Genomic DNA, 15,530 nt, shown 5'->3' with positions numbered 1-15,530 from the left:
CACCTCACTAATAACATAAACATTAAATTTCCGCCGCCGATATTTTCTCAATTAAATAGGAAATTTTCTCTTTGTTAATGGCAAATTCAAATTTCTCGCCTTCCGTTCTGTTAAGTATAGCGCTGCCGAACGGGGAAAGATAGGAAATAATAAATTTGTTAGGATCAGATTCCCACGGCCCCAGAATGGTAAATTCTTCCTTTTTGCCGGCAGTTTCGTTGAAAAGAACGACTTTTGTGCCAAAAGACACCTTGGAAATATTTACGGAATTCGGGTCGAAAAGCTGCGCCCTATCAATTTCTTCCTTGAGCTTTGCAACCTGTGAATTGAGCTGTTCCTGTTTTTCCTTCGCGGCCTTGTATTCGGCGTTCTCGCGCAGGTCTCCCAAAGAAAGCGCGTACTCGATTTCCTTTGAGTTGGCGGGGACTTCCACTTCCATGATGTGGGCGAGGATTTTCTTTTTCTCTTCGTACATTGGCTGTGTAACCAAAAGACCTCTTGAAACTTTTTTTTCAGTATCGCCAAAGAATTTAAAGTTTGGATATTTATCAATAATTCTTGAGCGCAGATTGAGTTTATCCTGCGGATCAAGGTCTTTAACGTCGTTAATAAATGTGAAAATCCTTATAATCGCGTCTTCGTCTGAATTATCTATAAATGATTTTAATTCGCCGTCTTTAAAAAGTATGTTTTGAACCAGTTTGTTAATTTTTCTGTTTTCTACGGTGTCCTTGGAATTTTCTATGTCGCGGAAAGTAACGTCTAAAATGTGAATAAGCGTGATAAGCTGTTTTTCTTTGCCGATGTTAGCCGCCTTAAACCATGGTTTTTCCATCGCGTTTTTATAAAGCCAGACGACGGCTTCGCGACATTCACGGTAGCGGTCGAAACAGTCAACGCACAGAGCGGAAAGTTTGTTTTCAAAACCCGCTTCCTCAAGCTGTTCTGTAATGGAGACAAGTTGGGAATAGGGAAACAATTTAATATAAATGTCAGGCCAATTACCGATAAAAAGTTTTACATTGGCAAGCAGTTCCGTTTTTAACTTTGTATCTTTTAAATTCTTAAACAGTGAAGGAACGTCTTTAATATTTGAAAATATTTCCGCAAAGTCAGAAGAAAAAGACGATTTAAGATAAGAATAATTTTTATTCGCGATTAGTTCATTCAGCAATAAATAAGAGGCTACCGCGTATTCGGCATTTTGATTCACGGTATCGGCGGATCTGCGTGAATCTTCCGCTTCTGTTCGGGAAGGAAGCCGCAGAAAAGCCGTAAAATAAGAGAACATCTCCATAAACATTTCCGAGTCGGCAGAGGCGTTTTTATTATTGACATAATCGCGAATCGCCGATACTTTGTCATAAAAATTTTTCTGAGCGCAGAATTCGTTGTAGAGTTTTTCCGTAACGCTTACCGGCCTGTCGCGCACGATGAAAATATCGCTGTTTTCGGGGCTTACTCCGAAATCGGGATTTGATTTTAAAATGTCACGCGCTTTGGAACTCCACGTCGCCCACTCGCCTGCGGAAAGCAGGGCGGGGGAGATCTCCGCTTTGATCCTTTTCATGTCGCATGCGTTGCCGAAACTCTTAATTATTGTTTTAAGAGTCCAAATAATATTTTCGTCTTTATCTTTAATTTTTTCGCGGATTTCTTCTTTTTTCTTTGTGGCTTTTAACACCCATATATGATCTTTTGAAAGCGTTTGAAGGGCGTCCACCGCCATTTTAAGCGACATTGAATGGCCGCGTTTTTTGGAGAAATCAATTTTTATTTCATCGCCTACAATGCTCGCGATGCGCCCGACCCCCCATGTGCGGTGATACACGAAATTGCCTTTGTCAAATGCTATGTGTTTTTCAAAATCGGCAATCGCCTGATGAACGGCGCGGTAATTTTGGGAAAGATTGGAAATGCGGATATATTCTTCAAGCTGGCTGTGGGCGGCGTATTTTTTCCTGAAGCACTCGATTATTTCCCTTCGCCCATGAACGTCTTTCTCGTCGTATTCAAGTATAATTTTTAAAATGTTAATCGCTATGTCAATATCAATGTTTTTGTATTTTGCGTAAAGTTCATTTAACAAACTTACGGTCTTGTCCTCGCTTATGGCTTTCGCTATCTTTTTTTGAATGTGAAGGAAAAAATCAATGTCTTCATAAGATATGCTGATTAGTTTTTCCCAAATTTCCTTTACGCTTGCGAAGTTCCCCTTATTAATGTAACGGTGAAGGGCTTTTTTATAGTAATCAATGGTCTCTTCTTTTTTACCCTGTTTTTCATAATGCTCGGCAAGTGATTTTGTAATGTCGGCTTCTTCAAAATCCACTTTTACAAGCCTTTCCCAAACGCCCAATATTTTGTCTTCCTCATTGTCATTTTTATAACATTCAGCTAACGTCCGCAGGGCGTACTTTGATTCGCCGTGATCGAGAATTCTATCGCACAAATATTTGACGATACCCCATTTGTGGTTATCTAAAAAAATCGATACAAGGTTGATCATAGCCGAATCGTCGATAATCTGGCGCGATAAGGCGATCATGCCTGAAAGGTAAAGGGCGATTAAACTGTTCCTTGTGTGGACTAAATGTTCGTCGCAGTCTTTTTTAAGCTCGTCAAGCGCTTTTTCTTCACGCGCGGTTTTAAGAATCGCGTCAAGTTCCTTGAATTGGTTGGTCGAGTAATTGCTCAAGCTCGCTCTGGTCCATTTTTCTTCATTTAACGTTTCATGTAAATTTTTTAAAAGGGTTTGCGCGTTTTCTGACAATGTTACCGCCGTATCAGCATTATTCATACAATTTTTCTCCTGTCCTACCGGGCATACATACTGTAAATATCCGGATCGGTTACTTTTATTTTTAATAAGGTCTCTTCAATCAACGAAGGATCCTCATGGCTGTTTTCATAATAATCAATAAGCCAAAAATAATGGTTTAAAAGCCGTGGCTTTAAAATTGATTTTTTTGCGGGATTTGAGTCATATTCGGCTTCCAGCGCGAAAATCGACTGTTTAAGCCTTCCCGCTTCAGTTTGTTTTAATTCGCGTTTTACGGAAAATACCCCCCATAAATATCCGTAAACAGGTATCCATTCGCTTAATTCTTCGTCTTTGTAACCAAGCTGTGAAACGCTGTTACGAAGTTTCAAAATAAAAGCTGATTCCATAAACCGCATGTCAATCTTTGACGGGTCTATGAAAAAAGCTTCCCTGAACAATGTTTTGGCAGTTTTTGTCTGCGCCAATAAAGCGTTAATATCGGCCACTTCGGCAAGAGTCTCGGCATCGTCCCTTTTTATTCTGACGGCCTGCTCAAGGCAGTTAAGCGCCTCGTCATAATTGCCGATTCCCTTATAACAGCGGCCTGCCAAAAGCAATAAACCGCCGTCATGCTGGTTTGCCGGGTTTGAAAGTAATCCTTCAAAAAAAAAGAGCGCTTTTGAATAAACAAAGTACCGTATGGAATACTGGCACTGTTCAAAATTTTGATTTAGTTGCTCCAAAAAAACATAGTATTGTTTTAACATTGAGATTAATGAAGCTCCTTTTTCGTAAGGGTTTTTTATCTCGTCAATCCTCCTGATGTGTTGAAGCCACCAGTTAACGCATTTAAGCGCGTGTTTGATTTCTTCGTTTTCATAGTCACAATCCATAGCTTGTTCTAAAAAATTACAAGCCGCCGCAGGATCAGAGGCTTTCAGTTTTTCATAGGCTTTTTTCAACAGCCCCGCAGCCTGCCCATTTTCCATTTTTTCCTTTTTTCAGTATACCATTTTTTTAAGGTTTGACAATAGTGTCTTAAAAGTGTATGATGTTAAAAATGAACAAAATTATCGTTTCACCATCAATTTTATCAGCGGATTTTGCCAATTTTGGCAACGCGGTTTCAGAGATTGAAGCTTCAGGCGCGCCGTGGGCGCATCTGGACGTAATGGACGGTTCTTTTGTTCCTAATTTAACCTTCGGACCTCAGCTTGTCCGCGCTTTACGCTTAAAATCAAAGGCTTTTTTTGACGTTCACTTAATGACAGTCAATCCGGGGCATTTTTTAAAGGATTTTGCCTACGCTGGAGCCGACGCTATCACTTTCCATTATGAATCTGAGGTTCATTCCCATAAATTTTTAACGGAATTACGCGAACTTAGAGTGCTTGCCGGCATAGCGATTGTCCCTTCCACGCCCTGTTCCGTATTGGAGGAAGTTCTGCCCTTTATAGACATTGCGCTGATTATGACCGTAAACCCCGGTTTTGGCGGACAGGAATTAATTCCCGAATGTCTTAAAAAGGTTGAAAAATTAGCAAAAATGAGGGAAGAAGCCGGGTATAAATTCAGGATTTCCGTTGACGGCGGAATTAACGAAAAAACAGCCCAAAACGCCATAAAAGCGGGTGCTGACACGCTTGTTATGGGTTCCGCTTTTTTCGGAAATAACGATAAAAAAGACCTTGTAGGCAGACTTCAAGGCTAAGTTTTATGGCCAAATTTCACACAAAGAGGGGAGTGGGGAATGGGGTCTTTGTTCTAAGGATAAGCGTGAATTTCACGATAAGATAACGGACAAAAACCCCACTCCCTACTCCCATTTCCCTTCTTTGTACTCTTTGTGTGAACTCTTTCGGATTTTTTTCTTTTTGAACACATCTTTTATTGGAAATTCTAGCCGAAATTCAATATAATATGAGTATGAAACAAAAAAGATGCGTTTTACCGTTTGTTTTGTTATTACTGCTGATTTGCGCGGATTTTCTGGGGGCGCAGGAAAGCCCGCAGGCGCAATATACGCGAAGGTACCAAAACGGAACACAACTTTACAAGTTGGCTCGTTATCAAGAAGCGGCCATTGAATTCCGCCGAGCGCAAGAAATTGCTCCAACTGTCAATGACAAAGCCGCCGCTCTTTATTGGGTCATTTTAAGCCAACTGGCATACTCCGATTTCGGTTCAGCAATAAGGGACATGGAAGACCTCGCTAAAATTTCTCCTAATTCGCCATATACAAGGGATATGCTGTACCACCGCGGCAGAGTTTATTATAACCAAGGCTATTTTGAAGAAGCTCTGTTTTATCTAAACCGTTACAATCAATCCACAACGGACGCGGATCGCCAGTCTGCTGACAGAAGGGCGGCGTCTTTTTTCTGGATGGGCGAATGTTTATACTCGATGGGGCAGTATGAAGAAGCGGAAAAATTTTACGCGTGGGTAATTGCAAGATATACTGACAGCCCCAAGGTGGAAGCGGCCGCTTACCGCATTGATTTAATTAAGCAAAAGAAAATAGAATCCGAACTTTTGGCGCTTTTACAGTGGAGTCATGAAGAAGCCCTGCGCACAAGCGAAGATTACCAAAGAACGATAAGAACTTATGAATATACCCTTAATATGTATCAAAGGCGCATAGCCGAACTTTCAAATAATGAAAACGTTATCATAAATATGAACAATCAGGAATTCAAGCAAAACGAAGACCAACAACAAATAGTTGAAGACGTTACCACGCCTGAAAGAAGAGTACAGGAACCTGAAAGCGCAGATTATACCTATAATGATTATTTAATAGAAAGGGCAAAGCAACTTGGAAACGACGTTCAAGAAATTTTAAATAATAATGAAACCGGAGGGCGATGATGTTTTCCCGCAGAGTTATTACTTTTGCCTTGTTTTTAATTATTCTCACATTCGGCAGTTGTAAAACTTTAGGACAGGGAGAAGATAACAAGCAAAACAAAAGCCGCAATACGCCGAAACCTCCCGATGACGGATATATCAGGCTGGTTCTTAATGAAAAAACGGGCAGTTTTTCGCTTTATTGTCTTTCAGATACAAAGACAATACGTTATGAGCCATTATTTAACGCTGACGAACCTATAGCCAGCTTTTTGTCGATTAACATAGACGGCAAAGTTTACCGTCTTGGCAACACCAGGCAATTTAAAACCAGAATTGAGAGGCTAAACGGAGACCCGGCTTTGGTATTTGAGTCGCAGTTTATAAGAGTAACGCAACTTTTTACGCCGATTAAAACTACCGCTTCTGAAAACACAAACGGAATTATGATAACAATTAAAGTCCAGAATATCTCGCCAGTTAAGTCCGCTATAGGCGTGCGAATGTTGCTTGATACCACTTTGGGGGAAGGGCGAAAGAAGGTTCCGTTTCTTACAAACACGCAGGTTATTACATCGGAAACATTTTTAGAAAACCGTTCAGGCGAGTTATTTTGGATTTCACGCGGCAACAAAGTTTCTTTAATGGGGAGCATTGTTAATCCCGAAGACGGTTTAGGAAAAGGCCCTGAACTTGTCCACATAGCAAACTGGAAAAGATTAAATGACGCGCCATGGAAGCTTGCCCCTTTACAAGGCCGCTCTTTTAATAATCTGCCCTATTCCGTCGGCGATTCCGCAGTATGTTATTACTTTGGTCCTGAAATACTTGATCGCGATAAAACATTAACTTATACGGTATTCCTTACAACGGAAGATTTAGCATGGTATAAATTGACAACCGTGCCTTCCCATATAGCGGATAAAAAAACAACGGAAGATGCTTCAAAACCAAATGAAACACAGCAATCCGAACAGATAATACTCCTAGTTTCCCCTGAGTATAATATATACACTGTAGAATCGACAATTAATATACCTGCTATAGAAGCTCAGGCGCAGAATGAAGCGTCCGCAAAAAATGAAAGCTCCGATACAATTACCCTGATAAAATTGCAGGAAATTCTTAATTTGTTTATTGAAGGTCAAATATATCTTAGTGAACAGGATCTTACGGAAATTGAACAAGCCATTGACAGGCATAAAATCAGGAATTAAACGCGTTTACAATGAAACTTGATTCTTTTTTGAACAAAGCGGCTATTCTTGCAAAAAAACGCGACTATGAAGGCGCGTTAAATGTTCTTAAAGATGAAGAAGAAAGATATTACGGTTCTTTTAAATACTATTACCTGTACGGCATAATATGCCTTTATTCCGGCAATTACGCGCAGGCTCATGAAAATTTTAATTTGGCAAGAAAAATAAAAATAAACGATCCCGACTTAATGCTTTGTTTTGCTGTTCTTTATCTGAAACGGATGGATACGGTTCAGGCCGTACATTATTATCTTGAAGTGCAGGAACTTGACCAGAAAAACAAAATCGCGAAAAAAGCCCTTGCCGTTATCAGAAAATATTCCGCAGGCGAAGCATTGTCTGACTGGATGACGGAAAATCTCTCAAAATTATTTCCTCCCATTCCCGCCCCTTCCGTTACGCCAAAAACAATATTAAATATTTCTTTAATATTTGCCGCGGCGGTTATTCTTGTTTTTGGAATATTGATAACTGTAAAAGTACTGCCCAACCCGTTTAAATCGAAAAATCAGCGTTCTACGGCTGATTTTAACCTGTCAGATCAGGACAAACGCGAAAGTGTTCAGGTGGGAGGCAACTACAGGTACATTCTAACCCGCGATCAGGCGGTAAATCTTTACGATAAAGCATTATCTCTTTTTACATCATATCGCGACGAGGAAGCGAAAAAAAGCATTAACCGCATTCTGGAATCCAACGCGTCACAGGGAATTAAAAACAGGGCGCGGCTTTTATTGGACAACATGGAAGTTCCCGGATTTGACAATTTTAAAAGGGCGGATAATCCTTCGTTTGCCGACGTAAAAAACGAAAGCGCCATTTACAGAAACGTACACGTTATTTGGAAGGGCATGGCGACAAATGTAGCGGTAACGGATGAAGGGACAACCTTTGATCTTCTAGTAGGCTATGATACCCGCAAAACTCTTGAAGGAATTGTTCCTGTTATTTTTTCCGGCCCCGTCTCGATAAACACGGAAAAACCGCTTGAAGTGCTGGGAAGGATAACGTTTGATTCGTCTTCTGACATTAAATTGGAAGGCGTGGCGATACATCAGTCGGGGAAATTGGAATAAGAATTCTACCACGAACCACACGAACACCACGAACTTTTTGTCCGAAATTTTGTCGCTGTTCGCTTTGGTTCGTGTGGTTCGTGGTAGAAATTTGGGTTAGGATGTAAGAATGAAAGCTGTGGTACAAAGGGTTCAAGACGCGACGGTCAGCGTTGACGGGGTTGTGAAGGGAAGCGTTAAGAGCGGCCTGCTTGTTTATCTGGGAGTTGCGCATAACGATACTGAGGCTGACGCGGACTGGCTTTCTGAGAAAATAGCGTATCTAAGGATTTTTAACGATAAAGACGGAAAGATGAACCTGTCCCTGAAAGACTTGGCTTCTGCTGACAGTCAGGCGGGAGTTCTTGCGGTTTCGCAGTTTACATTGTTAGCTGACGCGCGAAAAGGAAGGCGCCCTTCATGGAATGGGGCTGCCCCGCCTGAAAAAGCGAAACAACTCTATGAGTATTTTATGGATGCGGTAAGAAAGACGGGACTTGTCTGCGAATGTGGGGAGTTTCAAGCGCACATGATGGTAAAGTACACTAATGACGGACCTGTTACGATTTTATTGGATACAGAAGAAACTTAAATAACGGGGAAGGGTTCTTTGTGATCTTAGTGTGAACTCTTTTTAAATAATCACTTTGCTCCAAGATACTCTCTTGCGCTGAAGGGCTTTAAAAGATTGCCTAAGGATTCATTGTTTATAATCGCCTTTAAAATACCGGACGCGAGTTCGGCGGACTGCACGACTTCAAGACATGGAAGTTTTTCCTTGTAACCGGAACAGCATACGGTGTCCGTTACAATCATACGGCTTAACAGTCCGTCTTTAATGAGCGCGTCAAGTTTTTGGACGGCGGGCGTAGAGAAAAGCGCGTGGACTGAGATTATATTTATGTCTTTTGGTTTTAACGCGGAAAGGGCGCGAATAAGTTTTTCTACTGAGCCGGCCGTATCAATCATATCGTCCACAATCCAAAGGCTTTTATTTTCCAACGGATCGGCGCTTAAAATGTTAATTGACTCCACAGTATTTGGTTTGGAATAATCCCTCTGCTTGTGGGCGACAACTAATGGCGCTCCAAATGAATTCGCGAAACCGCGAGCGATTTTTTCTCCGCCCGCGTCTACGGAACAAAAAGCCCAGTTGCCTCTTACTTCATTTTCAAGGTTATCGAGCGTTTTAATATACGTGTCGCAAAGATATTTTTTTAACAGCGTTAAGGCGGGTATGTCGTCAATGGCGCAGACAGACGGATCCAGCATGGTTTTTGACTTGTCGGAGTGAAGCTGAAAAGTAATAATGTGCCGCGCTCCAAGACTGGAAAGCGTCTTAAAATGGACCCATAAACCTACGGAACTTCTATGCGTAGTACGGTCTGAACGCGAACAGGTAATAAACGGTTCAAAAACGATAACCCTGTTCGCCTGACAGCGTACCAGCGCGTCTATAGCGTGGTACAATTCAATTTTTGTTTCACCCACATTAATACCGGCATCATTTCGCGCGCAAGATGAAAAGAGGATAACGTCCCTTCCCCGAATCGAATAATTGACTGTAACTTCCATTTCGCCGTTGGCGAAAATATCGGTATTCAGCAAATCAAGGCCGTTAATTTGCTCCGTCAATTTAGAGAAACTCAAATATTTGGATAAACACCCGATTACTTGGGAAGCGTAATTTCGCATTGAACGCGTGGCGCAAACTATAAATGGATTCATAATTCATTATCACCTATTTATCTGGTTAATTCAATGAATCTTGGTCAAAAAAATACTTGACAGATATGTAGTTGTCTATAGACAAATTTTTAAAAAAAAGATAAAATGTTTCATGTTTCGGTAAAGCGCTGTGAATCCGCGCGCCATATATAGGGGAGGAGATTTTATGGCAAAATCAAATGACACGGAAAAAACCAGGGGCAATCCTAACGCTTCAAGCGAGGAAAAGGCAAAAGCCCTGGAAGCGGCCCGGCTTCAGATTGAAAAGCAATTTGGCGCGGGATCATTAATTAAACTGGGGACGCACGAAGCTGCCCAAGGCATCGAGGTAATACCTTCAGGCTCGATCCTTTTGGACGAGGCGCTTGGTATTGGCGGCTATCCCAGAGGCAGAATTATCGAGATTTTCGGCCCTGAATCGTCAGGGAAGACGACTCTTGCCCTTCATGCAATCGCCGAAGCCCAAAAATTGGGAGGAAATGCGGCATTCATCGACGCGGAACACGCGCTAGACCCCGTTTATGCGAAAAATCTCGGCGTAAACATCGATGAGCTTTGGATTTCCCAGCCCGATAACGGAGAGCAGGCGATGGAAATCACCGAAAATCTTGTCCGCTCAGGCGCGATAGACGTAATCGTAGTGGATTCGGTCGCGGCGCTTACCCCGCAGTCGGAAATCGAGGGCGAAATGGGAGACGCGCAAATGGGAGCGCAGGCTCGTTTAATGAGCCAGGCGCTGCGCAAACTTACGGCTACCATCGGCAAATCGCGCACAATTCTAATTTTCATCAATCAAATCCGCATGAAAATCGGCGTCTTTTTCGGTAACCCGGAAACCACCACAGGCGGAAACGCGCTAAAGTTTTATTCATCATTACGCCTTGAAGTCCGTAAGACGGAAACAATCGAAGTGAGCAAGGACGCGGACGCGATTGGCAACAGGGTGCGCGTCAAGGTTGTAAAGAACAAAGTTGCGCCGCCGTTTAGAAAAACAGAAATAGAACTGATGTTCGGCAAGGGTATTTCCGCGACAGGCAGTCTTTTGGACTGCGCTGTAAAGTACGACATTATTAAAAAGAGCGGCGCATGGTATTCCTACAAAGACGAAAAAATAGGGCAGGGCAGGGACAACACAAGAGACTACCTTGAACAGCACCCCGACTTTATGAAAGAACTGGATGCAAAACTAAGAGCGCAAATTTTCCCCGGCAGGGAACAGCCCAAACCCGCCGCCGCATCACAAAAGAGCGGTAAGGCGAAGAAGACTGAGGGAGAGAAGGACGAGGGTAAGACGGCGGAATAGGAATTTCTTTACCACGAACCACACGAATAGTACCTTCGGTACTTTCACGAACTTTTAGTACATATCTTGTAGTTGTTCGTAGTTGTTCGTATTGGTTCGTGGTAGAATTCTTTATTTTATTTATGCTATAATACCCCTACTATGGAAGTAAAGCCCGAAGCATCCCGCAATTTCAAAGTAAGCGAATTTGAAGGCCCCCTAGATCTACTGCTATACATGATCCGCAAAAACGAGATAAATATCTACGACATCCCCATCGCCCAGATAACGGAGCAATACATAGAGTACCTCTACAACGCGCAAACGATGGACATAGAAGACCTTACAAGTTTCCACGCGATGGCGACAACTTTGCTCTACATAAAAAGCCGTACTCTCCTGCCGGTGGAAATAACTGAGGATTCAGGAGAAGACCCAAGGGCGGAACTTGTTGAAAGATTGATTGAGTATCAGAAATATAAAAAACTTTCCGAACTCATGGAAGAAAAGGAAAGCGAGAACGAGTGGCTGATAGAGCGCAAAAGGCTTCAGCACAATTTGCCGTTCGCGGATGAAGATATGTGGGAAAAAGCGGATATTTGGGATTTGCTGAAAAGTTTTTCATCATTGGCGATTAACCTTCCAGCGGAGCGCATTATCGATCTTTATGAGGAAGTTACGGTAAATGAAAAAACCGCTTTGCTTAACGAATTTTTGGAAAATAAAGGGGAGTGCAGGTTTACGGAACTTATTACAAGGGCTGGCACGCTTGACGTAGTTTGCGCTTTTTTGGCTGTTCTTGAAGCGGCGAAATTACGCATGATAGTGATCTATCAAAACCGCCTATTTGGTGATATTCTGATTAGGCCGAACAGGCAGGAAATATCCGCTAATTCATAATTTTACGGACGGAGTTTTTTGTGATTGAAAATATAGAAAAAGAAACCGCGCTTGTCGAAGCGATTCTTTTCATGGAAGGGGACCCTCTTGATGAAGGGATGATCTCGCGTATTTGCGGCCTTTCAAAAGAAGCCGTAACGGGCGCTCTGGATAATTTAAGCGAGCGTTACGCGAACGCTGACTGCGCTTTGGAACTTACCCGCGTAGGAGGCGGAATAAAAATTTCCGTAAAACGCGAATATTGGGATAACTTAAAAGAAAGATACGGCAGAAAAAACGAGGGGAAAATTTCCCGCGCCGCAATGGAGACGCTCGCTATTGTCGCGTACTCACAGCCGATTACAAGGGTCGAAATAGAAAAAATCCGGGGAGTATCTGCGGACAATATGATCCGCCTGCTTCTTGAAAAAAGCTTTATCCGCGAAGTGGGAAAAAAAGACATTCCAGGCCGTCCCGTTATGTACGGCACTACAAAGGAGTTTTTAAAACAATTCAGCCTGAACTCTATCTCTGAGCTTCCAAAACTCGGCGAAAGCGATATTGAAAAATTTGAGCTTGAGGGGGAAAAGGATTAGGCTTCAAGTTTATCTTTCCCATGCCGGAATCGCTTCAAGGAGGGCGGCTGAGGAAATAATCGCGCAGGGCAGGGTATCCGTAAATGGGATTACAATTACTTCTCAGGGAAGTAAAGTAGAAGACGGCGATATTGTCCTTCTTGACGGAAAACCCGTCCAAACGGAAACGCGTTTACTGTACCTCGCGCTTAATAAGCCGCCGGGTTATATTTGCAGTTCAAACGATCCGCAGGGGCGGCCTTTGGCTCTCAGCCTACTTCCAAAAACACAGGAACGCCTGTACAATGTAGGGCGGCTTGACTTTATGTCCTGCGGCTTGATTTTCTTTACAAACGACGGCAATTTCGCAAGCCGTCTTGGACACCCCAGTTCTGAGCTTGAAAAAGAATACATCGTAGAAGCGACAGGCGTTATTCCCGATGAAGTAACGGACGCTTTTAATAACGGTATTACGGTTGAGGATGAGTATTATAAGGCGAAAAAAGCCGAAAAAACCGGGCGGAAAACAATGCGTATTGTTCTTGTCGAGGGCAAAAACAGGGAAATTCGCAGGGTGTTTTCGCACTTTCATTTGCACCCGGCTCTACTGCGCAGGGTAAGAATAGGCCCCGTTTTGCTTGGGGATTTGTCACAAGGAAGCTCAAGACCCCTGTCAGACAGCGAAATAACAGCCCTGCACTGCGGCCCAAAAAGGAGAAATACATGGTAATAGCGATTGACGGCCCCGCAGGCTCAGGTAAAAGCACCATAGCCAAATTATTGGCGGAAAAACTTAAGGACAAGGACGGAAAAGAATTTACCTACATTAATTCGGGAAATTTGTATAGAACTATTACTTTAGGCTGTTTACGGGCTAAAATCGATATAAATGACAGTGAAAAAGTTATCGAATTTGCCAAAAACGCTCAAATTTCCTATCAAAAAACGGAAGTTTTCCTTAACGGTGAAAATGTTACGGAACTCCTTCATACCGATGAAATTGATAGATTTTCCGCGCCCCTTTCCGCGATTGTCCCGGTCAGGCACATTGTAAACGACCTTATCCGCAACCTTTCGCAAGGACGGAATATTGTCGTTGAGGGCAGGGATATGACTACCGTTGTCTTCCCTGACTCAAAATACCGCTTTTATCTTGACGCGTCTCCAGATTCAAGGGCTAAACGCCGCTTTGAGCAGGGGGTGTCAAATTTGCCCCTTGCGGAAATAAAAAACGCCATTTTACAGCGGGATGAGATTGACAAGAACAAAATTGAAGGCAGTTTAAAAATCGCGGAAGGCGTTAAATATTTAGACACTAGTGGCTTGACCATTATTCAAGTTTATGAGAGATTAATAAAAGAAATAAATAATAACCAATAATTAAGGGAAGAAACAAAAATGGCTGATAGGGAAGTGGGCGCGGACACGAGTCCGGCAAAAGACGGAGAAAACATTCAAACTCAATTACAGGAAGAATACTTAAAAACACTCGAACAGCTTGAAGAGGGTCAGCTGGTCGAGGGCAAGGTAATCCAAGTTACCTCTGATCAGGTATTCATCGACGTAGGTTACAAATCGGAAGGAAAAATTCCCATTACGGAATTTTCCGAGATTCCGAATATCGGTGACCATGTATCTGTTATCCTTATTACAAAGGAAAACAAATACGGCGAAGTTATTGTATCAAAACAAAAAGCTGACGCAAAAATTTTCTGGAAAAATTTGCACCAGGCGTTCAAGGATAAAAAACCCGTAGAAGGGATCGTTGAAAAACAGGTGAAAGGCGGCTTTGACGTTAACCTTGGAACCGGAGTGCACGCGTTTCTCCCGGTAAGCCAGGCAGACGTGCAAAAACTTGATAAGCCTGAAAAACTTTTAAATGTAAAAATTAAGGTTTTTGTCGAACGCCTTTATTCTGACGGTAAAATTAATATTGTCGTTAATAGGCGCAAGTTCATGGAAGAAGACCTTGACCGCAAGCGCAATGAATTCTTCGAGAAAACTCCCATTGGCGCCGATGTAACGGGAATAGTAAAAAGTTTCACCTCATTTGGCGCGTTCATCGACCTTGGCGGTTTTGACGGCCTTCTGCACATTAACGATATGAGCTGGGGGCACGTTACGCGCCCTAAAGACTTTGTAAAAAAAGGCCAGGAAATAAAACTAAAAGTTATACGCATTGACCGTAATGAAAAAAGAATCAATCTTTCGCTCAAACATTACACGGACGATCCGTGGGTTCACTTTGAAGAAAAATATCATGTTAATGACATTGTAAAAGGCAAGGTTACAAAACTTACCGACTTTGGCGCGTTCATTGAACTTGAAGAAGGCATCGAAGGGCTTGCGCATATTTCGGAGTTTTCATGGCTAAAGAAAGTCCAAAAACCGCAGGACTTAGTAAAAGCCGGCGACATGGTTGAATGTATGATCTTAGGTTACGATCTTCAGGCGGGCAGGGTGTCTTTGGGGCTCAAGCAGGTTAAGGATAATCCTTGGGTCACTATCGAAGAAAAATACCCGGTAGGAACAAGAATCAGCAGAAAAGTTGTTAAGGTGACAAACGCGGGCGCTTTCATTGAGCTTGAAGAAGGCATCGACGGTTTTCTGCATACTGACGATATATCATGGACAAAGAAAAGCAAAAATTCAGGGCTTACGGCAGGTCAGGAAATTGAAGTTATGGTTTTGTCCGTAGACGCAGAAAACAGAAACATCAAACTTGGAATTAAGCAACTATCAGAAGACCCATGGAAAGATTTCAGCGATAATTACAAACCGGGTTCTCCCATCGAAGGTGAAGTTGTTTCCATTACGGACTTTGGCCTGTTTTTAAAAGTTCCCGGCGGCATCGAAGGGCTTATACATAAAACAAATCTTGTTGAAAACCGCGACGATAATCCCGATGAAGCGTTAAAAAAATATAAAGTAGGAGATAAAATAAAAGCTATCGTCCTTGAAATTCAAGGCGACAAGCAAAAAGCGGCTTTCTCAATACGCGATTATCAGAAAAAAATGCAGCGTGACGAGTTATCCCGTTATATGGCTAAGGAGGAATCATCGGATTCCACTTATACCCTGGGCGCCGTTTTAAAATCTAAAAACAACGGCTCAGGAGATTCAAAGGACAATGGCTAA

The 15,530-nt window shown here is 42.5% G+C and carries 12 protein-coding genes and 1 pseudogene; 10 read left to right on the top strand and 3 right to left on the bottom strand.

Going from position 1 to position 15,530, the window contains the following annotated elements; all coding sequences use genetic code 11:
• Window positions 1-22: 22 nt before the first annotated feature.
• On the bottom strand, window positions 23-2,800 hold the full coding sequence (gene greA, locus ACYVRH_RS00615) for a transcription elongation factor GreA (protein WP_461254994.1): 2,778 nt from the start codon (window positions 2,798-2,800) through the stop codon (window positions 23-25).
• Between the two features lie 17 nt (window positions 2,801-2,817).
• The gene (locus ACYVRH_RS00610; RefSeq protein WP_461254993.1) at window positions 2,818-3,753 is read right to left on the bottom strand and encodes a hypothetical protein; all 936 of its coding nucleotides are present in this window, start codon (window positions 3,751-3,753) and stop codon (window positions 2,818-2,820) included.
• Window positions 3,754-3,824: 71 nt separating this feature from the next.
• On the opposite strand from ACYVRH_RS00610, the gene rpe reads away from it, so the two are divergent.
• The 5 genes from rpe (at window position 3,825) to dtd (ending at window position 8,520) form a co-directional block, all read left to right on the top strand.
• The gene (gene rpe, locus ACYVRH_RS00605) at window positions 3,825-4,475 is read left to right on the top strand and encodes a ribulose-phosphate 3-epimerase (protein ID WP_461254992.1); all 651 of its coding nucleotides are present in this window, start codon (window positions 3,825-3,827) and stop codon (window positions 4,473-4,475) included.
• A gap of 215 nt (window positions 4,476-4,690) precedes the next feature.
• Window positions 4,691-5,635 carry a tetratricopeptide repeat protein gene (locus ACYVRH_RS00600; RefSeq protein ID WP_461254991.1) on the top strand — a complete coding sequence of 315 codons (945 nt, stop codon included), beginning with the start codon at window positions 4,691-4,693 and terminating at the stop codon, window positions 5,633-5,635.
• Window positions 5,635-6,831, top strand: coding sequence for a hypothetical protein (locus ACYVRH_RS00595; protein WP_461254990.1), 1,197 nt, complete (start codon window positions 5,635-5,637; stop codon window positions 6,829-6,831). Before ACYVRH_RS00600 ends, ACYVRH_RS00595 begins: the two co-directional genes overlap by 1 nt.
• A gap of 11 nt (window positions 6,832-6,842) precedes the next feature.
• A complete protein-coding gene (locus ACYVRH_RS00590; RefSeq protein WP_461254989.1) occupies window positions 6,843-7,949 on the top strand; it encodes a tetratricopeptide repeat protein in 1,107 nt (368 codons plus the stop codon).
• A gap of 109 nt (window positions 7,950-8,058) precedes the next feature.
• A complete protein-coding gene (gene dtd, locus ACYVRH_RS00585; protein ID WP_461254988.1) occupies window positions 8,059-8,520 on the top strand; it encodes a D-aminoacyl-tRNA deacylase in 462 nt (153 codons plus the stop codon).
• Window positions 8,521-8,570: 50 nt separating this feature from the next.
• Here dtd and prs read toward each other — a convergent pair whose 3' ends face one another.
• The gene (gene prs / locus ACYVRH_RS00580) at window positions 8,571-9,656 is read right to left on the bottom strand and encodes a ribose-phosphate diphosphokinase (protein ID WP_461254987.1); all 1,086 of its coding nucleotides are present in this window, start codon (window positions 9,654-9,656) and stop codon (window positions 8,571-8,573) included.
• 166 nt (window positions 9,657-9,822) lie between these two features.
• Between prs and recA the strand changes: the two genes are divergently transcribed.
• From recA to rpsA, 5 genes and pseudogenes are all read left to right on the top strand, one after another.
• Window positions 9,823-10,959 carry a recombinase RecA gene (recA, locus tag ACYVRH_RS00575; RefSeq protein ID WP_461254986.1) on the top strand — a complete coding sequence of 379 codons (1,137 nt, stop codon included), beginning with the start codon at window positions 9,823-9,825 and terminating at the stop codon, window positions 10,957-10,959.
• Between the two features lie 141 nt (window positions 10,960-11,100).
• Window positions 11,101-11,838, top strand: coding sequence for a segregation and condensation protein A (locus ACYVRH_RS00570; RefSeq protein WP_461254985.1), 738 nt, complete (start codon window positions 11,101-11,103; stop codon window positions 11,836-11,838).
• A gap of 20 nt (window positions 11,839-11,858) precedes the next feature.
• Window positions 11,859-12,413: an SMC-Scp complex subunit ScpB gene (scpB, locus tag ACYVRH_RS00565; RefSeq protein ID WP_461254984.1), complete on the top strand. Its 555-nt coding sequence runs from the start codon at window positions 11,859-11,861 to the stop codon at window positions 12,411-12,413.
• Window positions 12,379-13,122: a pseudouridine synthase gene (locus ACYVRH_RS00560; protein WP_461254983.1), complete on the top strand. Its 744-nt coding sequence runs from the start codon at window positions 12,379-12,381 to the stop codon at window positions 13,120-13,122. The genes scpB and ACYVRH_RS00560 overlap by 35 nt, the downstream gene beginning before the upstream one ends.
• A pseudogene (rpsA, locus tag ACYVRH_RS00555) lies at window positions 13,116-15,530 on the top strand (30S ribosomal protein S1). The gene ACYVRH_RS00560 and the pseudogene rpsA overlap by 7 nt, the downstream one beginning before the upstream one ends.

Source organism: Treponema sp. R80B11-R83G3, assembly GCF_054786115.1.
This window is presented reverse-complemented; position numbering and strand designations above follow the sequence as displayed.

Coding starts and splice junctions, on each gene's coding strand:
- greA (WP_461254994.1), bottom strand. CDS start 2,800: ATGAATAATGCTGATACGGCGGTAACATTGTCAGAAAACGCGCAAACC.
- ACYVRH_RS00610 (WP_461254993.1), bottom strand. CDS start 3,753: ATGGAAAATGGGCAGGCTGCGGGGCTGTTGAAAAAAGCCTATGAAAAA.
- rpe (WP_461254992.1), top strand. CDS start 3,825: ATGAACAAAATTATCGTTTCACCATCAATTTTATCAGCGGATTTTGCC.
- ACYVRH_RS00600 (WP_461254991.1), top strand. CDS start 4,691: ATGAAACAAAAAAGATGCGTTTTACCGTTTGTTTTGTTATTACTGCTG.
- ACYVRH_RS00595 (WP_461254990.1), top strand. CDS start 5,635: ATGTTTTCCCGCAGAGTTATTACTTTTGCCTTGTTTTTAATTATTCTC.
- ACYVRH_RS00590 (WP_461254989.1), top strand. CDS start 6,843: ATGAAACTTGATTCTTTTTTGAACAAAGCGGCTATTCTTGCAAAAAAA.
- dtd (WP_461254988.1), top strand. CDS start 8,059: ATGAAAGCTGTGGTACAAAGGGTTCAAGACGCGACGGTCAGCGTTGAC.
- prs (WP_461254987.1), bottom strand. CDS start 9,656: ATGAATCCATTTATAGTTTGCGCCACGCGTTCAATGCGAAATTACGCT.
- recA (WP_461254986.1), top strand. CDS start 9,823: ATGGCAAAATCAAATGACACGGAAAAAACCAGGGGCAATCCTAACGCT.
- ACYVRH_RS00570 (WP_461254985.1), top strand. CDS start 11,101: ATGGAAGTAAAGCCCGAAGCATCCCGCAATTTCAAAGTAAGCGAATTT.